Source organism: Gloeocapsopsis sp. IPPAS B-1203, assembly GCF_002749975.1.
Lineage (GTDB): Bacteria > Cyanobacteriota > Cyanobacteriia > Cyanobacteriales > Chroococcidiopsidaceae > Gloeocapsopsis.
The window spans coordinates 262,164-283,410 of record NZ_PEIG01000004.1 but is presented as its reverse complement, the minus strand read 5'-3'; the positions used below and the strand labels follow the sequence as shown (position 1 = coordinate 283,410).

The 21,247-nt window shown below is 40.8% G+C and carries 20 protein-coding genes; 9 read left to right on the top strand and 11 right to left on the bottom strand.

Annotation, left to right across the window (positions count from 1 at the left end):
• Positions 1-117: 117 nt before the first annotated feature.
• The gene (locus CSQ79_RS09395; RefSeq protein WP_099700926.1) at positions 118-1,266 is read right to left on the bottom strand and encodes a hypothetical protein; all 1,149 of its coding nucleotides are present in this window, start codon (positions 1,264-1,266) and stop codon (positions 118-120) included.
• Between the two features lie 226 nt (positions 1,267-1,492).
• On the opposite strand from CSQ79_RS09395, the gene CSQ79_RS09390 reads away from it, so the two are divergent.
• From CSQ79_RS09390 to CSQ79_RS09375, 4 genes are all read left to right on the top strand, one after another.
• Entirely contained in the window at positions 1,493-2,350 is an 858-nt protein-coding gene (locus CSQ79_RS09390; protein WP_099700925.1) for an urease accessory protein UreD, read from the top strand.
• A 14-nt stretch (positions 2,351-2,364) separates the two neighbouring features.
• Positions 2,365-2,667 (top strand): urease subunit gamma, encoded by a 303-nt coding sequence (ureA, locus tag CSQ79_RS09385; RefSeq protein WP_099700924.1) that lies wholly within the window; start codon positions 2,365-2,367, stop codon positions 2,665-2,667.
• Between the two features lie 284 nt (positions 2,668-2,951).
• Positions 2,952-3,263 (top strand): urease subunit beta, encoded by a 312-nt coding sequence (locus CSQ79_RS09380; protein ID WP_099700923.1) that lies wholly within the window; start codon positions 2,952-2,954, stop codon positions 3,261-3,263.
• Positions 3,264-3,561: 298 nt separating this feature from the next.
• Complete coding sequence (locus CSQ79_RS09375) at positions 3,562-4,218, top strand: response regulator transcription factor (protein ID WP_099700922.1); 657 nt, start codon at positions 3,562-3,564, stop codon at positions 4,216-4,218.
• 20 nt (positions 4,219-4,238) lie between these two features.
• Here the strand turns inward: CSQ79_RS09375 and CSQ79_RS09370 are convergent, their stop codons facing one another.
• The 4 genes from CSQ79_RS09370 to murC form a co-directional block, all read right to left on the bottom strand.
• Positions 4,239-4,709: a low molecular weight protein-tyrosine-phosphatase gene (locus tag CSQ79_RS09370; RefSeq protein ID WP_099700921.1), complete on the bottom strand. Its 471-nt coding sequence runs from the start codon at positions 4,707-4,709 to the stop codon at positions 4,239-4,241.
• Between the two features lie 151 nt (positions 4,710-4,860).
• Positions 4,861-5,217: a YbaB/EbfC family nucleoid-associated protein gene (locus CSQ79_RS09365; RefSeq protein ID WP_099700920.1), complete on the bottom strand. Its 357-nt coding sequence runs from the start codon at positions 5,215-5,217 to the stop codon at positions 4,861-4,863.
• Positions 5,218-5,369: 152 nt separating this feature from the next.
• Positions 5,370-6,383, bottom strand: a complete 1,014-nt coding sequence (gene murB, locus CSQ79_RS09360; RefSeq protein ID WP_099700919.1) for a UDP-N-acetylmuramate dehydrogenase — start codon at positions 6,381-6,383, stop codon at positions 5,370-5,372.
• A gap of 89 nt (positions 6,384-6,472) precedes the next feature.
• Positions 6,473-7,990, bottom strand: coding sequence for a UDP-N-acetylmuramate--L-alanine ligase (gene murC, locus CSQ79_RS09355; protein ID WP_099701027.1), 1,518 nt, complete (start codon positions 7,988-7,990; stop codon positions 6,473-6,475).
• A gap of 308 nt (positions 7,991-8,298) precedes the next feature.
• Between murC and nadD the strand changes: the two genes are divergently transcribed.
• Positions 8,299-8,946, top strand: a complete 648-nt coding sequence (gene nadD, locus CSQ79_RS09350; RefSeq protein ID WP_099700918.1) for a nicotinate (nicotinamide) nucleotide adenylyltransferase — start codon at positions 8,299-8,301, stop codon at positions 8,944-8,946.
• Between the two features lie 127 nt (positions 8,947-9,073).
• Positions 9,074-10,087, top strand: a complete 1,014-nt coding sequence (locus CSQ79_RS09345; RefSeq protein ID WP_099700917.1) for a type I glyceraldehyde-3-phosphate dehydrogenase — start codon at positions 9,074-9,076, stop codon at positions 10,085-10,087.
• A gap of 84 nt (positions 10,088-10,171) precedes the next feature.
• Here the strand turns inward: CSQ79_RS09345 and thiL are convergent, their stop codons facing one another.
• The 3 genes from thiL to CSQ79_RS09330 form a co-directional block, all read right to left on the bottom strand.
• Entirely contained in the window at positions 10,172-11,203 is a 1,032-nt protein-coding gene (gene thiL, locus CSQ79_RS09340) for a thiamine-phosphate kinase (protein ID WP_099700916.1), read from the bottom strand.
• Positions 11,190-11,885, bottom strand: a complete 696-nt coding sequence (ispD, locus tag CSQ79_RS09335) for a 2-C-methyl-D-erythritol 4-phosphate cytidylyltransferase (RefSeq protein WP_099700915.1) — start codon at positions 11,883-11,885, stop codon at positions 11,190-11,192. The genes thiL and ispD overlap by 14 nt, the downstream gene beginning before the upstream one ends.
• Positions 11,886-12,202: 317 nt before the next feature.
• Positions 12,203-13,723, bottom strand: a complete 1,521-nt coding sequence (locus tag CSQ79_RS09330; RefSeq protein ID WP_099700914.1) for an AGE family epimerase/isomerase — start codon at positions 13,721-13,723, stop codon at positions 12,203-12,205.
• Positions 13,724-14,318: 595 nt separating this feature from the next.
• On the opposite strand from CSQ79_RS09330, the gene smpB reads away from it, so the two are divergent.
• Both smpB and CSQ79_RS09320 read left to right on the top strand, forming a co-directional pair.
• A complete protein-coding gene (smpB, locus tag CSQ79_RS09325) occupies positions 14,319-14,783 on the top strand; it encodes an SsrA-binding protein SmpB (RefSeq protein WP_099700913.1) in 465 nt (154 codons plus the stop codon).
• Between the two features lie 161 nt (positions 14,784-14,944).
• Positions 14,945-15,259 carry a WGxxGxxG family protein gene (locus CSQ79_RS09320; protein WP_099700912.1) on the top strand — a complete coding sequence of 105 codons (315 nt, stop codon included), beginning with the start codon at positions 14,945-14,947 and terminating at the stop codon, positions 15,257-15,259.
• Positions 15,260-15,417: 158 nt separating this feature from the next.
• On the opposite strand, the gene CSQ79_RS09315 is transcribed toward CSQ79_RS09320, so the two are convergent.
• From CSQ79_RS09315 to CSQ79_RS09305, 3 genes are all read right to left on the bottom strand, one after another.
• On the bottom strand, positions 15,418-16,827 hold the full coding sequence (locus CSQ79_RS09315) for an IctB family putative bicarbonate transporter (protein WP_099700911.1): 1,410 nt from the start codon (positions 16,825-16,827) through the stop codon (positions 15,418-15,420).
• A gap of 169 nt (positions 16,828-16,996) precedes the next feature.
• Complete coding sequence (locus tag CSQ79_RS09310) at positions 16,997-18,565, bottom strand: GAF domain-containing sensor histidine kinase (protein ID WP_099700910.1); 1,569 nt, start codon at positions 18,563-18,565, stop codon at positions 16,997-16,999.
• A 168-nt stretch (positions 18,566-18,733) separates the two neighbouring features.
• Positions 18,734-19,453: a GUN4 domain-containing protein gene (locus CSQ79_RS09305; RefSeq protein ID WP_099700909.1), complete on the bottom strand. Its 720-nt coding sequence runs from the start codon at positions 19,451-19,453 to the stop codon at positions 18,734-18,736.
• 281 nt (positions 19,454-19,734) lie between these two features.
• Between CSQ79_RS09305 and CSQ79_RS09300 the strand changes: the two genes are divergently transcribed.
• On the top strand, positions 19,735-21,156 hold the full coding sequence (locus tag CSQ79_RS09300; protein ID WP_099700908.1) for an NADP-dependent isocitrate dehydrogenase: 1,422 nt from the start codon (positions 19,735-19,737) through the stop codon (positions 21,154-21,156).
• The last annotated feature ends 91 nt before the right edge of the window (positions 21,157-21,247 follow it).

Below are 21,247 nucleotides of genomic sequence, written 5' to 3'. Positions count from 1 at the left end.
TTAGCTTTTGGCGATTGGCTATTAGCTTGTAGGGGAATTGCTAAGTGCTAATTGCTTTCCTATTACCCATTACCCATCAAATGTTATGTGTGATATTTAATTATGTCCACCTACTTACTAAAAGCTCACCTGTACTTGACCTGTTAGTGAACTACCACCATAAGCACTTCCCCCAGTATCTTGATTGCGGACATTACTAAAGCTATAGCCAAGATCTGCTTCAACATTACTAAAAATCTTTGCTGTGCATTGCGCTTGATAAACGTTTGCGTTATCTATTTCTCCTTGCAGGCGTTGTTGTCCTAAAGTCGCTGCGAATCGACAACGCAAAAAATCAAAAATATCTCCTTCCCAAGCTACCTCAGCGTTATAAACTAAAAAATCTTGTGGTGAAAAATAGCCACTAGTGCGCTCAAAGTCACTGGCATAATTCCAAGTAAATAAATTAGCTGCAACGCTAAATTGACCGAGTTTGCGTTCTAACCTACTAAAAGACTGCCACTCAGAATTACCATCGTTATAACTACCCCAACGTAATGTTGAGAAAAAACTAGTGTTAGGCTCAATTTGCCAATATATACTTGGTCCTAGTCGCCAAGTTGTGATTTGATTTTCTATTGTTTGCGCATTAAATTTATAAACTCCATATTCTAAAGCACTTGAAAGAACTAAGCCCGAGCGGAATTGTCCTGAAGACGAAACATTTACGGCAAGTGGAGCATCAATTTTTGCCCCAAAATTAAGGGCAGGAATTAGACGATCAAACACATCAACTCCTACTGTGCTTTGTAGTGTTGCTTCACCAATTTTTCCTGTCCATCCTACTTGAATCGGAATAGTTGTAATTGCTTCAATATCCGGCTCATCGAAATAATTAAAACCTGTCTTGAATGTCAGTATTTCATCATCAGATAAACGAAACTGAATTGTTGGCTCAATAAATAAATTACGTCCGCCAAAATTATCTGTGCGATCGCGAAAGTCAAGTTGAATACTCTCTAATACAGGTGATCCAGTTGATTCTGTCGTTGCAGGTGGTATTAAATCTTGTGGAGGTTTTGGTGGTGGCGGTGGTAGCGATCGCAAACTAGGATTGAAGTTTTCAGGTGCAGCAATTAATATTGGATTTTGGTCAATTAACGTTGATTGGAAATTCGATTCATTTTGTTGTGCAAACTTCCCTATTACAGCATTTGCTGGGGTTGTCGTTAATACCCATATACTCAAGCTGCCAATTATGCTCCATTGTTGCAGACTAACACACATAGTCTGTTAATGGATTAGTATGTTTCATATTGACTGATCGCACGAGTGTAAATTTATAGATCATTCGTTATAACAAGCAAATTAACGCTAATTTGACAAGGCGTCCAACCGCAATATTACTGAGAAAGCCTACTATGTTAATGATTATAATTAAGCAAATTTACCCTATAAAATTCAAATCATTTATGCATAACGTGTCACAATAACAAAATTAATCTCATCCAAAATATTGCGCTTGCTAGAACTCAACAAGTCTCAAAAGCTTAATTCTTGGCACGGTAGTTTAAATATTGTCTATGCGTTAGTAGATGGTGTAACTGCGGTGACACACCAGCAAATGCAAGCACCGCTAAAAGTTCAAAGACCTTTTTATCCAGAAGGAGCAGTTTGTCATAGTGTGATTTTACACACTGCTGGAGGTATTGTTGGCGGTGACAAACTATCACTCAATTTTCATCTGCAACCGCAAGCTCATACACTCATTACAACTGCTGCTGCTAGTAAGATTTATCGTAGTAATGGTTTGGAAGCTAGGCAAAATATTTTGCTACAAGTCGATACTGATGCTTGTTTAGAATGGTTTCCTCAAGAAACAATTGTGTTTAATGGGGCAATTTATCGACAGGATTTACAGGTAGAATTGGCACCTGGGGCTACTTGGACAAGTTGGGAGATTACTCGCTTTGGTCGCAGTGCTAGAGGAGAAAAATTTTTACAAGGTAACTGGCGATCGCATACTGAAGTTTGGCAACAACAACACCCTTTATGGATAGATCGCCAATGGTTACATGGAGACGAGCAAATCATTAATAGCCCCCACGGTTTAGCGGGAAACTCTATTGTGGGTAGTTTTGTCTGGATTGGACAATCTCTATCAGCCGACGTGGTAGAAAAAATAAGAACCCTCAATTCTACTGTAGAACAAGGCGAAATCGGCGTTACGCGCTTAAATGCAGGCTTATTATGCCGCTATCGTGGTAATTCTACAACTGAGGTGCGAAACTGGTTCACTGAGGTCTGGCATCTGCTACGATCTTCCTCTCTAGGAAAACCAGCCTATCGATCGCGTGTTTGGCAAATCTAAAGGACTGAACTGCTATGCAACTGACACCACAGGAAAAAGATAAATTGCTTATTTTTACTGCTGCTTTACTTGCCGAACGACGCAAACAAAGAGGATTGAAATTAAACTATCCTGAAGCTATTGCTTATATTTCTGCGGCAATTTTAGAAGGCGCACGAGACGGGCGTACAGTTGCAGAATTAATGAGTTATGGCACAAATTTATTGACACGCGCAGATGTAATGGATGGCGTAGCTGAGATGATACCTGAAGTTCAAGTTGAAGCAACTTTTCCTGATGGAACAAAACTAGTCACGGTTCATAATCCGATTCACTAATTGAGATTTTGTCAGATAGTAAAGATTTAACATCTTCTCATTGATGAGAAAATAGAGAGTTTTTTGTATTTCATGATATTCGTTTTACTCATTAAAGCGACAAAGTAAACCAGTGATTATCAATGTCAAAATCATTATAGCAATGCACAATATTAAACTGATATAGTGTGTGTTTTGAATCACTTATGATAATAAAAATACTATGAGTTTATTGACATATAGAGATTTGCGCCCACATTGACACAATAGTAGAATCCAAAGAATTAACTATCAATTCAAAAAAAATGATTCCAGGAGAGTTATTAGTACAACAAGGTGATATAGAACTCAATACAGGGCGTCCAACTGTACGCATCAAGGTTGCTAATCGTGGCGATCGCCCTATTCAAGTAGGTTCGCACTTTCATTTTTATGAAGTCAATTCAGCATTGGACTTTGAGCGCGAGCGATCACGCGGAATGCGTCTCGATATTCCTGCTGGTACAGCAGTACGTTTTGAGCCTGGAGATGAAAAAGAAGTTGTTTTAGTACCAGTTGTTGGCAGTCGTCAAATTTACGGTTTCAATGGTAGAGTTAACGGGCGCTTGGATAGCTAGGCTACCTATTCTATAATTTGGCACAATAACATGAATCAACTTTCCATTTGATTTTTCTATTGATTTTTATCGAGTGGTAGTTTTTTATTAGAGTATCCCTCATTACCATGAGTGGAGACAATTCGTGTCAGGAATGGTTTTTATGTAGTTGTTACACCTAACTTTTGCTAGAAGATAAATCATTAGCTTTAGTTTAGGATTGTTAATACAATGTATGAACACACTTTATATCTACTTACGGTAGTAGAATGCAGCGACTGTATATTCCTTGGTTAGAGATGTTAACTACTTATTATCCATGCCTTTGACACTTCTCATCGTTGATGACGATCTCGGAACTCGTTTGTCAATCAGCGATTATTTGGAAATGTCTGGCTATTCAGTGCTCACAGCAGCTGATGGTCAAGAAGCATTGGCTATGGTACAAACATATCATCCTCATTTGATGGTGACAGATATTGTCATGCCACGAATGAATGGTTATGAATTAGTGCGTCATGTTCGTCAACATCCTAAGTTTCGCTTATTGCCAGTGATATTTTTGACGGCAAGAAATAAAACAGAGGAAAGAATTGCTGGATATCAATCAGGCGCTGACTTATATTTACCTAAGCCATTTGAGTTGAATGAACTGGGAGCTGCTATTCGCAATTTACTAGAGCGATCGCAAATTATTCAATCAGAAACTCGTTTATCTTACGAAGAAGGTTTGCGGGCTAATTCTCACACGCTTGGGTATGAAGGAGACACAGAGATCCACATTAAGCTAACTCAAAGAGAGCAACAAGTTGCAGTTTTATTAACTCACGGCTTATCCAATGCAGAAATAGGAAGCCGGTTACATCTGAGTCCTCGGACAGTCGAGAAGTATGTTAGCAGCTTGTTTCGGAAAACTTCAACCAGTAATCGTGCAGAATTAGTTGGTTTTGTGATGAAATATCGACTGTTGCAGTAAGAAAGTTGCCCAGGGAATCTTTAGTTTTTGACTTCTTGTAGTAAGCCAGTGCAAGCATCAAGGAGAATATCAATGACATGATTAAAACCTTGTGTTCCTCCGTAGTAGGGGTCTGGAACTTCTTCCACAGTATGCTGCGAGCAATAGTTACACATCAGTTGTACTTTCTCGTGATACTTACCATGAGCATCGAGCGCTAAAATATCTTGATAATTTTCGCGATCCATTGCCAGAATCAGATCAAATTCTGCTAAATCAGTTTTTTGTAATTGACGCGCACTACCACGCAATTTGATGCCTAATTTACTGGCTGCAGCGATCGCCATACGTTGATCTGGTGGACTACCAACGTGATAACCTCCTGTACCTGCTGAGTCACAAACGATTTTTCCTTTTAGGTTCTCTTTATCAAGTAGATAATTCATGATATTCTCTGCCGCTGGGGAACGACAGATGTTTCCAAGACAAACAAATAGCAATTTGTAAGGCATTTTGAGAGGTCAGAGGTTAGGGAAGGACTAAAAGTTATAAGTTTAAGAAAGTTATGAATGTTGAGGGTTGAGTTATGAGTTAAGAAAATTCTTTTAATTCAAAATTCAAAACTCAAAACTCAAAACTCCTGAATCGCCCCTAGCCCGTGGTTTACATTCCCATTCCTGGTAGCTCTAGACCACTTGTGAGTTCTTCCATGCGATCGCGCATCGTTGCTGTAGATTTGTTATATGCGTCCTTCATTGCTATTGTGACTAGATCGGAAAGGACTTCTGCCCCTTCACTTAGAGCTTCTGGCGCAATTTCAACACTTTGAGGCTCCTGGTTGCCACTTAAAACAACTTTCACTAGACCACCACCTGCTTCTCCAGCAATCTGCATTTGCTCTAGTTCTTCTTGGAGCCTTTTGGCACCTTCTTGGACTTGCTGTGCCTTTTTGAAAGCATCGGCTAGTTCTTTCATTTTGCCTATACCGAAGCCAAAACCTTTTCCTTGTCCTTGTGTCATATAAAGATTGATCGCGTTGCAAATTGGATACAAAGTTCCATTAAATTATAGATGCCCTGCATCGAGTTGAGATGATTTATGAAGAGGTCAGAGGTTAGAGGTCTGAGGTCAGGGTGATAGCAAAGTCAGAAAATAACTCTGATTCTTGTTTTTTATTCAAATTCACCCAAAATTTTGACTTCTGGCTCTAATAGAATTGACCAGTGCTGCTGTACTTGGTCTTGCACATAATTAATGATTTGCAGGATATCACTAGCTTTAGCACCACCACAGTTAAGGATAAAATTTGCGTGCCGTTCAGCAATTTGTGCGCCGCCAACTTTGTAGCCCTTGAGACCTGTTTGCTCAATTAGCCATCCGGCAGTGTACGGTCTAGGATTGCGAAATACACTACCGCAACTTGGTAGATGGTATGGCTGAGTAGCACGACGTTGTTCTAAGTGTTGGCTAGTTGTTGCTAGTACTTGTTCAGGATCAGCACCAGGTTGCAGTTGAAAGGTTGCTTGAGTCACAAAGCGCAGTGGTTTACCCAAGCTAGCAGCAATATGTCCTTGCAGTATAGATGTGCGATAGCGATATTCTAATTGTTCAGGTGTGAGAGTTTCTACTTCACCGTCAACAGACAAAACTTGCGCACTCACCAAAGTATCAGCTATACAGCTTCTATGCGCGCCAGCATTCATCACGACAGCACCACCAACGCTACCAGGAATGCCCACAGCCCATTCTAAACCTTGCCAGCCACGCTCAGCTGCTTGCCATGCCAAACGCGGCAAAGGCTCTCCAGCGGCAACTGTCACTTCCCCTGTTATAAAGTTGAATTCAGTATGACGCAAGTGACGCGTGCTAATTACTAACCCTGGAATGCCGCGATCGCTCACGAGTAAATTGGAACCCGCCCCCAACAGCGTTACTGCTAAACCTTCAGTCTTTGCCCATAATAAACTTGCTTGTAGTTCTGCTAAATTGCGTGGTGCTACATACCATTCTGCTGGACCACCTACCCGAAATGAAGTAAGCGTTGCTAAGGGAATTTGAGACTTAATGACACAATTAGTATTAGGTAATATTGTTTTAGCTCCACTAACGCTATTGTTCAGCGCTTTAGTCACCAGTAAGGGAGAAGCCTGACTATCAATACTCAGATTTGCTTGCGAAATATTCATAACAGCACAATAAATAAAGGTGGAGGTATGAGGAGAATAAATTCAAACTGCGAACAGCAGACAATACACAAGTTAAGGTTCCCTGCTCATTACTTCTCCTCGGCTCCCCTAGATTGGCGAATCGAGTTCATCACTTCTGGAATCACTTGATTTAAGTTTCCAGCGCCAAGAAATAAAGCAAGATCCCCTGGGCGTAACGTTTGGGTTAGATATTCACATATGGCAGTTAAGGTAGGCTGAAAAGTGACTTGTGGGTGATGTTCGCCAATCATCTCGGCAAGTTTTTCGCCACTAATTTGTCCTAAGTTAGGTTCACCAGCACTGTATATCTCACTAATAACGGCGATATCAGCATGAGTGAAAGATTGCGCAAACTCTGGTAGAAAGGCTAGGGTACGACTGTAACGATGTGGTTGAAACACCGCAACAATTCTCAGGTCTTTTGCTTGTAGACGAGCAGCAGCAAGAGTAGCACGAATTTCACTTGGGTGATGTGCGTAATCATCAATAAACAAGATACCGTTTGTTTCTCCGCGCAGTTCAAATCGGCGGCGGGCACCCGTAAAGGATGCAATGGCTTCAGCAATTGTTGTAAAGTCTAAACCCAGTAATCTACCTACAGCGACAGCAGCAAGACCATTGCTTAGGTTATGTTGACCTAAAAGACGTAAGTTGAGGACACCAAGCACTTCGCCTTTTTCCCAAACACGGGCAATTGTACCATCTGCACTGTACTCGACATCAGTCACTGTGTAATCTGCATTAGCATCGGGACGAAGGCTGTAGCTGATCGAGGGTTGGAGGCGATCGCGAACTGTCTCACAATCAATACACCCGACTAGAGTTTGACAGCGATCGGCAAAAATTTGGAACGTTTGCACGACTTCTTCTAACGTTCCGTAATGATCGGGATGATCCAGTTCAATGTTAGTAACTACACCAATTGCGGCAGATAGTTTGACGAGCGATCCATCAGATTCATCTGCTTCAGCAACAAGATACGGGCTTTGTCCTAACCTGGCATTACCCTCCCAAGCGTTGACTTCACCACCAACAACAATTGTGGGATCGAGCTTTGCTTGCAGTAGCATATACCCAATCATGCTACTTGTCGTTGTTTTGCCGTGAGTTCCTGCAACAGCAATACTTTGATAATCTTGAATTAATGCTGCTAACAGATCCGAACGATGAAAAATTGGACAGCCTAAATCTAGGGCAGCACGATACTCTAAGTTGCCTGTATTGATGGCAGTTGAACAAATAACTTGAGGTAAAACTGGTGTATTCGTAATTAAACTTTCTACAGAGTTATAAGGTTCAGTTAATAGTACAGAGGTACTATTAAGCCGTTTTTTGGGAGTTAGCAGTTCTTGACAATCAGATGTACTTTGTGGCTGAAAAAATGTCAAGTTTGTTGCTTCTTGCTTGTCAAATATATTAACTCCTAATGCCTGCAAGCGTTGCGTAATATGACTAGAACGAATATCTGAACCTGACACAGGGAGTTTACGTTTGGCAAGAATGTAGGCAAGGGCAGACATTCCAATACCACCAATACCAATAAAATGAAAAGGCTTACCGCTAAAATCAACAGAATTCAGTAGCATTTTTGCTCCTTCCACACCACACCACAGCATACTGCACAAATGTTAGGCGATATCATATCAAGAATTTCTTTTTTTCGGGAACTCTCTTTTTTGAGATTTCTTGTTCTCCGTAAGGAATAACTTTATTGCTACTCTGTTTGATTCAGTACAATTCATAAAAAATAGCTAGCCATTTTTCTTGTGTGTAAATAACTGTAGTTGCACTCTGATTAAATTATTGGCAATTTACTAAAATCACCAAAGGTAAAAATTAAAATAGGAAAAATCAGCAATATTAACCGTTAAACTTTGACCCTAGCCGCGATGAAATGCAGTACTCAAGGCATAAAGTAGGAATTTTAGGAGGCACTTTTGACCCTGTACATTGGGGACATCTGCTGATTGCTGAAGCAGCCGTCAGTCAAGCTAATCTTAAACAAGTGATTTGGGTACCCACGCGTCACCCGCATTACAAAAATGCCACCGCATTTGAGCATCGTTGGCAAATGGCGCAAATGGCGATCGCGGATAATCCGGCGTTTAAGATTGCTCCAGCAACGGTGAACTGTACAGAATCTTATGCAGTTCAGACGCTTACTGACCTCAAAACACTTTATCCCAATACTCAATGGTGTTGGATTGTGGGTTTAGATGCCTTTGAAACTTTGCCTCAGTGGTATCGCCGCCAGGAACTAGCAATTGAGTGCCAATGGTTAGTTGCACCCCGACTTCCGGCAACGCTCAAGATAGAGCAGTCTACAGCGATCGCAACTCATAGTCAGCTACGTTGCGAACAAATTGTGCAAAAATTAGCATCGCAAGGCTTATCTATCAACTGGCAAATTTTGCATCTACCTTATGTCGGAATTTCCTCAAGTTTAATTCGGGCTTTGTGTCGCGATCGCCTATCGATTCGATATTTGGTGCCAGATGCCGTGCGGTTGTACATTGAAAAACACAGGCTCTATTCACACTGATTTTTGATAAAATCTGAGGTTTTTCATAGTCTTGTCGTAGGCAGGTTATAATGTAACGCCCTTTGCGATATGATCTGCTTCAAGAATAGGTAATCATTGTTTAGTACATACTAGAGGGCAAGACGCTGTGATTAGAGTCGCGATCAACGGTTTTGGACGCATCGGGCGCAATTTTATGCGCTGCTGGGTAGGTCGAGAAAATAGCAACATCGATCTGGTCGCTATCAACGATACTTCCGACCCACGAACCAACGCTCACCTACTCAAGTATGACACCATGCTGGGGACGTTGAAAAATGCTGATATCAGTGCTGATGATAATTCGATCATCGTTAATGGTAAGACCGTTAAATGTACATCAGATCGCAATCCAGAAAACTTGCCCTGGAAAGAATGGGAAATTGACCTGATTATTGAATCAACAGGTGTTTTTACCAGTAGAGAAGGGGCAACGAAGCATCTAAATGCTGGCGCTAAAAAAGTCTTGATTACTGCTCCTGGCAAAAACGATGACGGTACATTTGTGTTTGGTGTAAATCATCACGACTACGACCACAATAAACACACTATTATTAGTAACGCGAGTTGTACTACCAACTGTCTTGCTCCCATTGCTAAAGTTCTCAATGAGAAATTCGGCATTATTAAGGGAACAATGACCACCACGCACAGCTACACTGGAGACCAGCGTTTACTTGATGCGAGTCACCGTGATGTGCGGCGTGCTAGAGCCGCAGCAATGAATATTGTCCCCACTTCGACTGGGGCAGCTAAAGCAGTTGCGCTTGTCTTGCCAGATCTTAAAGGTAAGCTCAATGGAGTTGCGTTACGCGTTCCTACTCCCAACGTATCAATGGTAGATTTTGTCATTCAGGTAGAGAATCCAACCTTTGCAGAAGAAGTTAACCAAGCACTCCAAGATGCTTCAGAAAACTCACTCAAAGGTATCTTGGCATACAGCGATTTGCCACTCGTTTCCTCTGATTATCAAGGACACGACGCTTCCTCTATCGTTGATGCAAGTTTGACTTTGGTCATGGGTGGTGACATGGTGAAAGTCATGGCTTGGTATGACAACGAATGGGGTTATAGCCAGCGTGTATTAGACTTAGCAGAACTTGTCGCTGAGAAGTGGAACTAAGTGAATTTTAGAGAGGACGCGCTTCGCGCAGACCTACGGTTCAGAGGTCAGAAATAACCCTGAAACCTATCTTGCCTAAGAAACTTAAAAATGTTGAAATCCCCGATTGAGATTCAATTCATCGGGGGTTTTTCCTGCACGATCAGCTAAATAAACAACAGGTTCCTCAATAATCTCACCAATAATTGCTGCTTGGTTGCCTAGGCGTTCTACTAGTGCTTGAGCAATAACCAAAGGCAAGCATAAAACTAACTCAAAATCTTCACCACCGTATAACGCCCACTCTAACGCTTGTGGTGATGACCAATCTTTAAGTTCGTCGGCTAGAGGAATTTGACTGCGTTCAAGTTTTGCTCCAACTTGGCTCATCTGACACAGTTGTACTATGGCATCGGCTAAACCATCACTGCTGTCCATTCCTGCAACGTGTATCTTACACTCAGAAGCACTTTCAAGTTGAAATTGAGATATTATTTCCCACAAAATTGGTAGCACGTCCAATCGCGGTTGCGGATATTGATGAGCTTGGATCAACTTTTGCTGAGTACTGTTGCTGAAGCTTTGTTTTGTTTCTGGCTGTAGTAACAACTCTAATCCAGCGCGAGAAGCACCGTGAACTCCAGTTGCAACTATGGCATCTCCTACTTGAGCAGTAGAACGACGGATAATTCGTTCAGGATGAACTTCTCCAAATGCTGTAATCGATATTGTCATCACTGGAGAGCGGCAGACATCGCCTCCAAGAATGAAAGTATCAAACTTTTGCAGGCATTGTGTTATTCCTTGGTACAGTTGCTCAATCCAGTTAACTGGAGTATCGTTAGGAACCCCTAGAGCAATCGTGAGACCTAAAGGAGAAGCACCCATGGCAGCTAAGTCAGATAAATTCGCAGCAGCAGCACGCCACCCAGCTGCTTCAGGAGTCGTCGTGCGATCGCTAAAATGAACTCCATCAACTAACATATCTGTTGTTACAACTAAAGACTTTCCTGGTTGAGTTGTAACTACTGCTGCATCATCACCGACGATTTCTGGCGGACAAAATTGCTGTAAGCGCTCTAATAGCCCTTTTTCTCCGATATCTTTGACTAAGGTTGTCGATTCAGGTTGTGACATTCTGTAGCCTTTGTTGCAGAATAAATTCTGCGATCGCTAAATCCACCGGAGTTGTCAGCTTTAAATTTGTTTCTTCTCCTTCAACAATTTTGACTGTAAGACCGCATCTTTCAAACAAAGCAGCGTCATCAGTCACTTCCCATCCTTGGCGACGTGCGACTTCATGACATTGTTTGAGTTGTTCAACATCAAAGGCTTGGGGAGTTTGTGCCGCCCAAAGGTTACGCCTGTCAGGTGTACTTTGAATCATTTTGGCAGTATCAACAACCTTGATTGTGTCCTTCACAGGTACAGCCGCAATTAAACCCGAACAATGACGAATTTCCTCTGCACAACGATCTAGCAATTTTGGCGTAGCAAGACAGCGCGCACCATCATGAATCAGAACTTGTTTTGCGGCGTTTGGAAGAGCCTGCAAGCCATTGTAAACAGATTCTTGACGGGTAGTTCCCCCGACAATCAGTTGTATCGGTTTCGTGAGTGATAAACTTGCTAAATTTTCTTTAAGATCTGACCAATCTGAAGGCTGTGCAATAATACCTACCCAGCTAATTTGGTGACTTGCTTCTGCAGCAAGTAGCGTCCAGCTAATCAAAGATTGCGATCGCAAGCATAACAGCAGTTTATTGCGATCGCTACCCATCCGACGTCCTATTCCAGCTGCTGGAATCAATAAATGCACAATGTCCCTCTTGTCTTAGCTTAACTTGGCTCAAACATAATTATTTTTGCACTTTCCTTGAACAATTAGCATTTCTTTTAATCAGCGGCTTCATGAGCCTATTCTTTATTGCCATCAAGTTGAGTATTCATCTTGAATAAAAATGAATGTTACCAATAAGATCATTAAGTATGTGAGCGTAATGATTGCTCGCACGCTTTATGTTACCCAATGACTAATTGTGACTCCACTAATCATTGACTATTGATCAATAACAGCCCTTAAGTTACGTTGATTTTCACCTATTTACTTCATTAGCAACACTAAATCCGAAAAAATCACTGAACATTAGCAAAAGTAATTTTATGCTTTTTATGATTCGGAAAAGTATTCAAATTACTGATTTGCCGACTTTGAATTCTTCCTGAATAAAAGTAAGGGCGAATAGTTGCCGTAGATGGCTGTCCTTTATATGCATAATGAAGCACCACTGGCTTATTTTGCAGTGCTTGGGTTGTAATGTAAGCAACTAAGGCTTGTTCTGTTGCATGATATCCGTGATTCCAGGCATCTATTTTAGGACGCCACTGAACTCTAACACCAGCAGCATTAACTTCAGGATAAGTTTCATAATACTGATAATCCACCATATGCTTTAGCCAATATGGATATGTTTTGACTAAATACTGAGCTAAAGCTGGATTTCTTAAACTGAATGTCGCTGTCATTTGATTCATCTCGTTGTACATCCACGAGATTTTATTACCATTCGTACTTACAGAACCATTTGAATTGAGCAGTGTTGCCCAGGAACCTGTATTGCTCACATAAGCTTTTTCTAAAACTTTTGGACCTTGAATTTCAGCAAAAGACATTAACCCTGTATTGTTAGTTAGTTTTCCTACTAAGTAGATAAACCAAAAAGCTTTACAAGTGTGTCCCAAATCAACTTGTTGAAAACTTTCTCCTACATTGCCTTCTCGCCAGTACAAGTTATATTGTGAACTATAAAACTTATCATTCATAATTTGCACAATGCGTAGGGCATCTGCTTTCCATTGTGACTGTAGGGGTTCTGGCAATAAAGGAATTGTCAAAACCATGTAAGTATTTAACTGATCTAGTTGTGCTGTTAGATTTTTGATATTAGATGTTTTGCTCCATTTAAGCATTCCAAGATCAGCATCATAATAGTTATTAAAAATATGATTTTTCAACTTAATAATATCTTGTAAAACTGCTTCATCTCTTGTTAAATAATAGTAAAATGATAAACCCAAACCAGCATATGCTAGGTGCTGGGTATTTCTTTGAGCTTGCGCAGGACCAGGAACACCGTTTTCCCAATAAGTTACTACACTACCATTACTTTCAAAGGCATTTTTTCTGATGTAATTTACTCCATTTCTAGCTAATTGAAGCATTCTTTCATTACCAGTCAGATGATAAGCAACACCATATACGTATGTTTGCCGAGACTTAGCTACTACATATTCTTTATTGAGATCGTTTTTTACCCACGATGATGCATTTAAAATTTCTGGACAAGGATTACTAGGATTCCAACGCAAACCATTATTACAGCGGAAAGTAGGAAAATTACCAACAGGATTACCAAGAGCTGATTGCATTGTCCAAAACGGCATAATCTCTTGGTTTATATGTCGTAGCCATCTCTGACCAGATGGTAAGTTATTGATAATTCCTGGATTGAATACTTCCAGATTTTTTACTGTATTTGTAGTAGTTTGTGCTGCTGGATTGGATAGAATAACTTGTGTGGCGCTAACGCTGTTTGACACAGTAAACAAGCAACAAAGGCTAAAAGTCGAAGATTTTAGTAAAAAATTACGTAGCATAGTTATTCCCTTGCAAAAATTAAATAATAGAAACTAAGTTACAGACATTATTTTTTTTGTTTTATTCAACTGAAAATAAAGCAGCAACTCAATGTTGATTTTTCTAGTTAAGCAACAAAGCAATAGCCGTACAAGTAACGGAGTTTACTTCTAAAAACGTCTGAGCAGCAATCTATTAAACTTGCAAATATGCAAACTAAAAATTCATTTAAGATAAGCTTAAAAGTGAAACTAAATTTTGGTTGATTGTTGAATGGTATTACTCTCAAATTCAAGAAATTGAAACTTAGTAAAAGAGCTTTTACATCACCAAATATAGAGGCAAGAAATCCTACTGTTTTGACTTGTAATAAAAATTCATTTTTTGGACGTAAAAAACTTTCATACTTTTACGAATTAATATGTTATTCAAACTTTTATAAGTAAAGTAGAGAAGCTTTTAATTATTAAGTTGTATTGGCTTACAGTATAAAGAGTGGCACTAGCAATGCAGTTTGTGGCTTTAACCTACTGCAATACGCCCAATACGGGCAGAAAAATGTTAACTTCAGTTAAAGGTAGGATTATCTACCATTGGCAGTGAGATAAGTGTTCAATGAGTGACAACGACGGTTATAAAGTTATTAGCGAGAATCGACAGGCACGTTTTCTCTACGAAATTCTAGAAACGTATGAGGCAGGTATTCAACTAACCGGAACAGAAGTAAAGTCTATTCGAGAAGGCAAAGTCAACTTGCAAGATGGCTACGCTTTGATTCGTAATGGCGAAGCGTGGTTAATAAATGTAAATATATCTCCGTACACGGGTAGCGGACAGTATTTTAATCACGAACCTCGCCGGACACGCAAGCTGTTGTTGCACAAAGAAGAAATTCGCAAGCTGATAGGAAAAGTAGAACAGCAGGGTTTGACTTTAGTACCTTTAAAAATGTATCTAAAAAGAGGCTTAGTTAAAGTTAGTATTGCGCTTGGTAAAGGGAAAAAGCTGCACGATAAGCGAGAAAGTTTAAAGCGCCGTCAAGATCAGCGAGATATGCAAAGAGCTATGAAAAACTATTAAGGATATCTCTTCTTGAGATAGAAATTAATGTAGCTTAATATTATGCAAGTATTTCTTCAGTAGGACTTTAGAGAACCGAGGTTTCTAGCTCAAGGGTGATTTTACTCAAGTACTCAATCGTTAAGGTGAGGATGAAGAGATGAGATAAGGAGCTTGTGGCTATGAAATATTCTCAATTATCCAAATTGTTTAGCGCTAGTGTATTAAGTTTAAGCCTAGCAGCATTACCTTCTGCGCTTCCTGCGTCAGCAACAACAACTGATACTGCCCCTGGGACTACTACTACTGCACCAACAACGACCACCACGACAACTGAGACAGACGATGGTTTTGATTGGGGTTGGTTAGGATTACTTGGTTTAATTGGTTTAGCTGGTTTATTGGGTCGTAATAAGTCGGAACCTACACGTTACCGAGAGCCAGATACTGTAGGAACAACAGGAACAACTTCCTCCTCTACATATCGAGAACCGTAGATTGTTTACTCTCCTTTCATCTGGGTGCATTTAAATAAAATCCATTTGCATAGAAGCGTTGATCATAAGCATTGGTGTCTACCAAATTATCGCAAAATCAAAAGCCTTAAGTGTTTCAGCTTAAGGCTTTGTTTTATACCTACCGCGAACAGAATGACTTAATACTGTTGCGTAGCTACTGTGGAATTGCCTGGATTTGGTTCTGAGACAGAAGCGTTGAGATAACCGGCAATTAACGCAACAGTCAACCACCATAACGTACTAACTTCAGGTCGATACCAAACAGTATCTACTGTGCCGTGGGCTAGCATACCTACTACGATTGCGATCGCTGCCATTAACCAAAACCCTTCTCGGTGATTGTGCTGGCGTAACCTCTGTAATTGTGTCAATCCTTGGCTGAGCATAACAATAATCAACCAAACGAAACAGAAAAAGCCAATTAAGCCTGTTTCTACAGCAATTTCTAAGAGAACTGAGTAAGCGCTCAAAGCAGTATACTTAGGTTGCTGATAAAGTGGATAAATTCTGTTAAAGGCAGTATTACCAGGACCAATACCTAAAATTGGGCGATCGCGAATCATGTCAATGACAGCTAGCCAAACATTGATGCGGAAGTTATTACTGCTGTCACCTCGTCCTGCAAAAATACTTAACACGCGATCGCGTACTGGTTCAACAAATAATATTGCCAAAATTAAAACACTCAACATGCCAACCAGCAAAATTGGCAACGACCACATTCGCCAAAACGGTGGTAGTTGTATACTCAACCAATAAACTAGTAATACCAACAGCGTTACAACCAACGCCAGTAAACCAATCCAGCCACCACGACTAAAAGTTAAGATTAAGCACGCCATATTGACTAAAAGCATGGTTAGTGCTAGAACCTTAGGAATCCAGCCGCGCCACGCAAAAATTGCCATTGCACTAAATGCGATCGCTGGCAAAAGATATCCTGCAAGTAAATTAGGATTACCCAAGTAACTATAAACACGAGTTGTTTTCGATAGAGGCGACTCGGGATCTACCCAAGTTGCTAGCGCAGTTGCTCCAAAAAACCATTGTCGCAGCCCATAGACACTAACAAGGAGTGCTACGTGCAAATAGATAGCAATCATCCAGGTACGAATTCGAGGAGAGCGTAAAACTCTAGCAGCGAGGGCGAACATCAACAAATACAACGTTAATTTTGTCCATCCCACAAAAGCTGCTGATTTTACAGGTGACGCTGCTGTCGCTACAGTAGCAATTCCCCAATAGAGCAACACGAGTAGATGAACAGAAGTCAACTTCGCTTGATCGCGGATATCTGTGAGAGTGACCAATAGCCAAAATCCACCACAAGCCACTAAAAGTAAGCCTATCAGCGTGCTTGAGACAAAAGGTGCTAAAACAAATATCAAACTGAGAAGCACTGCTGCGATTTGATCTGCCCACTGAATCAGCAAGCTACTCTGTCGCCAAGAACGTAGTATTCCTACTATTGAACGGTGTAAGTAACTTCCACTGCGCCAATCTTGCAACGGCACATGAGTGAGCGTAAATTGTTGCCATGCATTCATGATGAAATCATTTAGGGTGTTAGGGTTCCTGTGTACTCATACTCCAGCAAACAGTGTCGTCATGCCCGCTGAATAAGATATTCCAAATTACCAATAGTAAATGTTTTGCTGACAAACAAATCTTTTTGTGATAGCTATATTATTTGCACACAACACCCCCAACCAAATGCTAGACAGTTTCCTCCGCAGGAGCCGCAAGTTCAGGTAAAACAACTACATAACGATAGCCTGATTCTGGCGATCCTTGCAGATTTATTCTTCCTCCATGTAATTTTGCCAGATCGCAGCTTAATAGCAAACGTAGACTATTGCTAGAGTGGTAGATACCTTCTAAAGGATTGTGCTTGTGTAGTGGATGGTTGGCATCTTGCTGTGTCACTTCTGGATTGGTAGTAGCAACATCTAACACTTGAGTGGCTAAGACAGGTAAAGCAGTTGAATTTGATAATTCAGCACAAAGACCATCGAGTGGAGTTCCACTATCAGCAGCAAACGGTGATAACTGGCACAGTAATGGTTCTGCTAGGGTTAAGCCTTGTTCTAGCCAAGGATGAGAAGCCCAGATGGCAAAGTGTAGCCCATCACTTTTATGTGAAACATGAATATGAATCACGCTTCCATTTGCAGCAATTTGAGTAATGTAAAAAATAAGCTGATAGAGTAACTGTTTAACTTTATCTTTGTCTAAAACCCAAAGTCGGTTGCATCCTGGTTCTAAAGACAAATTAATTTGTTGATCTCGCCGTTTAGTTGTCTCAGATAGAGCACTAATCACTTGCTGACACAACATTTCAATTTCTACAGCAGTGAGATTAAGTGCTGCAAAGCTACTATCTAATGTTCCTAGCTCAGAAATTTCGTTAACGAGTGTTAACAAGTGACGTCCGCTATTTTCAATAATTTCTAGATATTCTTTTTGCTTATTGGTGAGAGGGCCATAAATTTCGCGGCTGACAACACTCGCCATACCCAAAACCGAAGTTAAAGGCGTTCGTAATTCTTGAGTGAGCTGGGAGAGAAGTTCGACTTTGACTTGGTTGGTAGAAAGATATTCGCTGGCTGTAGCAATTGTATGTGTGATTTTGTCATTGTTATCGGTAACAGCAGCAACAGGATTTGGATGCTTATTGTTTGGTAGGATGCCAGAATGTCCGCTTAAAACAGAATCTGTTTGTACTAAGGGAGAATTCAAATAAGGACTATTAGGATTGATACCTTTGAGCAGTTGATGGCGCTCAAGTTCACTCATACTCCAGCAAGCCATGAGTTCTATAAACTTCATGTCTCTGAGTGTAAAATTACGTGGTTTCAGTTCCATGACAGCGATCGCTCCTAAGCATTGCCCTGATGTATTCATCAGTGGTGCTCCCATAAAAGCGCGGATACCATACTGCTGCACTAAGTCACTGTTAACAAATACCGGATCTTTAAGAGTGTCATCAATTGCTAAAATCTTATGATTTTCTACCACATGAGCTATAAAAGCTTCTTGCCTTGATAATTGCCGCTCTTGGGCGATTTTACTTCTCAATCCGAGTCGCGCTAAACCTACAGCTGATTTAAACCAAAAACTATTTTGATTCAAAAAGCCGAAGATACAAATTGGTACTTCTAAAAAATCGGCAGATGTTTGCGTAGCTGCGTCAAAAATAGGAATTGTTTGAGCTTCTAAGATCCCTATATCTGAGAAGACTTTTAGCTGCTGTAGTTCTTGTGCTGTTTTTCTCTCAGGCTCCACTGTTACTACCCCTGGCTCAATGTTGAACGAAATGTGTTTGATCTAACCCTGGTATTAGGGTTTCTACTTCCTTTAAGATTCCCCATCTACAATCGAGATGAACAATCTTTGAGAGAACGTTCAGACAAGGGTTTGGAGTCTAAGAAGTGGCATTTTCAAGGTGTTTTACTAACAACCTCGGCGTTCCCATGCAGGATGCGACAGCAAAGATGCTATCACTCGCACGCCGCGTAGCTGATTGGATAATGGTAAGTGACCTCTAGGAGCGTTGAGATTCCACGTAAACTCGTCAGGATAGCGAGTCCAATTGTTGCCTGCTTTCCAACCAATTTTTGACCATAGTTTTTCCCAGTTTTTACCGACAGCAAGCCAGATTTCTCGTTGAACTGAAAAACCAAATTTCCCCTCTGAGTGAATTAACCATAGTTGATTGATTGTTTGTAGGTCAGTGTTGGTAAAATTTTCTACTTCGGTAAAATATAACCATTTTCTTTGCATTGCAGCAGCTCCTGCTAATTCACAAAGTTTTTGCAGAGTAAGACGATCAGCAGCTTGAAAATCTTGCTTTGCAAGTAGTGTTTGCAATGAAGTATAGTCAATACCTTGCTCTGAGTTGAGTTGGACAATGCCAGTCGGGAAATTAGTTTGGAGAAAATTCTTAGTCTCTAGCGAATCAGCACTGTAGAGAACTTGGTAAGCTTTGCCATCAATCCAGGTAGGTGGGTTAGACTGGCGTTGCAGTAAAAACTTCATGAGTAGCTCTTCGCCCGCAGTACCAAGCGTAGCGAGTTTTTCAATGGTTTGCGCTTGTACTTTTTCTGACCCTGTGGTTAACTGCAAAGCTAAAGCAGAGTCAAAATTAGTGTCAACGATAGTGGGATCAGTCATGCCTTATTTGAGGATTGCGGTTACAGCTCGATCATTAATTTAACCTGACAGCGCGTATCAAAGCGTAGTATTAGCTGAATGCGATCGCTCTAAACGCTTACCAGATCAATTATTTATTCTAAATTTTGACTTTACAGGTCTGACGCAGCTTGTCAGAACTTTGTGAAAAAAAGTTACTACATCAAAGATGAAATCTGGTAGCCTTCCAAAGAAGGATTTTTTGTAACGGTGTTAATCACCCAGCACCTATCACAGCAGCCACCCTCTAGGAGTTTGAGATCATGTACGAGAAAATTACCCCACCAGATATCGGTTCGCGCATTACGTTCAAGAATGGTGAACCAGTAGTACCAGACAATCCAATTATTCCTTTTATTCGTGGCGATGGTACTGGTGTTGATATTTGGCCCGCAAGTCAAATGGTGATTGACGCGGCTGTACAAACTGCTTATCAAGGAAAGCGGCAAATTAGCTGGTTTAAGGTTTATGCTGGGGATGAAGCGTGTGATATTTACGGAACTTATCAATATCTTCCTGAAGACACGTTACAAGCTATCAAAGAATATGGTGTTGCCATCAAAGGACCATTAACTACGCCTGTTGGTGGTGGAATTCGTTCGCTCAATGTAGCATTGCGACAAATTAACGATTTGTATGCCTGTGTGCGTCCTTGTCGCTATTACGAAGGAACACCTTCCCCACACAAATATCCTGAAAAACTTGATGTCATTATCTATCGCGAAAATACCGAAGATATTTATCTAGGGATTGAGTGGCGTCAGGGTACGGAAATGGCAGAACGGATTATTAATTTACTCAACAATGAATTGATTCCTGCTAGCCCTGAACATGGTAAAAAGCAAATTCGTCTCGATTCTGGTATTGGCATTAAACCAATTAGTAAAACAGGTTCTCAACGCCTGATTCGTCGGGCAATTCGACACGCACTTCGATTGCCGAGAAATAAGCAAATGGTCACTTTGGTACACAAAGGAAATATTATGAAATATACCGAAGGTGCCTTCCGCGATTGGGGTTACGAACTGGCAACAACTGAATTTCGTAATGAATGCGTTACAGAACGCGAGTCTTGGATTTTGAGCAACAAAGAAGTTAATCCTGATATTTCTATTGGCGAAAATGCTCAGATGATTGAACCAGGATACAATGCTCTCACTGCTGAGAAAAAAGCTGTAATTTGTCAAGAGATTGAAACAGTTCTTGATTCTATCTGGTCTACGCACGGTAGCGGTCAATGGAAAGATAAGGTGATGGTAAACGATAGAATTGCCGATAGCGTTTTTCAGCAAATTCAAACACGACCAGATGAATACTCGGTGTTAGCAACGATGAACCTCAATGGTGACTATGTTTCTGATGCTGCAGCTGCTGTAGTTGGCGGACTCGGCATGGCGCCAGGAGCTAACATTGGCGATGAGTGTGCCATTTTTGAAGCTACTCACGGTACAGCACCAAAACACGCTGGATTAGACCGGATCAATCCTGGTTCGGTGATTCTCTCAGGTGTGATGATGTTGGAGTATTTGGGTTGGCAAGAAGCTGCAGATTTGATCAAACAGGGAATTAGTGATGCGATCGCAAACCGTCAAGTTACTTACGATTTAGCACGGTTAATGGAACCCCCCGTTGAACCACTGAAGTGTTCTGAGTTTGCTAAGGCGATTATCAAGCATTTTCAGTAACCTCATCTACCTGCGTAGTTTCTCAGGGTGAAGTTATCAAATAGGATGATTTCATCCTGATTTCATGTGCATATGTCAATCTGAGTTAAAA

Coding starts and splice junctions, on each gene's coding strand:
- CSQ79_RS09395 (WP_099700926.1), bottom strand. CDS start 1,266: ATGTGTGTTAGTCTGCAACAATGGAGCATAATTGGCAGCTTGAGTATA.
- ureA (WP_099700924.1), top strand. CDS start 2,365: ATGCAACTGACACCACAGGAAAAAGATAAATTGCTTATTTTTACTGCT.
- CSQ79_RS09380 (WP_099700923.1), top strand. CDS start 2,952: ATGATTCCAGGAGAGTTATTAGTACAACAAGGTGATATAGAACTCAAT.
- CSQ79_RS09375 (WP_099700922.1), top strand. CDS start 3,562: ATGCCTTTGACACTTCTCATCGTTGATGACGATCTCGGAACTCGTTTG.
- CSQ79_RS09370 (WP_099700921.1), bottom strand. CDS start 4,709: ATGCCTTACAAATTGCTATTTGTTTGTCTTGGAAACATCTGTCGTTCC.
- CSQ79_RS09365 (WP_099700920.1), bottom strand. CDS start 5,217: ATGACACAAGGACAAGGAAAAGGTTTTGGCTTCGGTATAGGCAAAATG.
- murB (WP_099700919.1), bottom strand. CDS start 6,383: ATGAATATTTCGCAAGCAAATCTGAGTATTGATAGTCAGGCTTCTCCC.
- murC (WP_099701027.1), bottom strand. CDS start 7,990: ATGCTACTGAATTCTGTTGATTTTAGCGGTAAGCCTTTTCATTTTATT.
- nadD (WP_099700918.1), top strand. CDS start 8,299: ATGCAGTACTCAAGGCATAAAGTAGGAATTTTAGGAGGCACTTTTGAC.
- thiL (WP_099700916.1), bottom strand. CDS start 11,203: ATGTCACAACCTGAATCGACAACCTTAGTCAAAGATATCGGAGAAAAA.
- CSQ79_RS09330 (WP_099700914.1), bottom strand. CDS start 13,723: ATGCTACGTAATTTTTTACTAAAATCTTCGACTTTTAGCCTTTGTTGC.
- smpB (WP_099700913.1), top strand. CDS start 14,319: ATGAGTGACAACGACGGTTATAAAGTTATTAGCGAGAATCGACAGGCA.
- CSQ79_RS09320 (WP_099700912.1), top strand. CDS start 14,945: ATGAAATATTCTCAATTATCCAAATTGTTTAGCGCTAGTGTATTAAGT.
- CSQ79_RS09315 (WP_099700911.1), bottom strand. CDS start 16,827: ATGAATGCATGGCAACAATTTACGCTCACTCATGTGCCGTTGCAAGAT.
- CSQ79_RS09305 (WP_099700909.1), bottom strand. CDS start 19,453: ATGACTGATCCCACTATCGTTGACACTAATTTTGACTCTGCTTTAGCT.
- CSQ79_RS09300 (WP_099700908.1), top strand. CDS start 19,735: ATGTACGAGAAAATTACCCCACCAGATATCGGTTCGCGCATTACGTTC.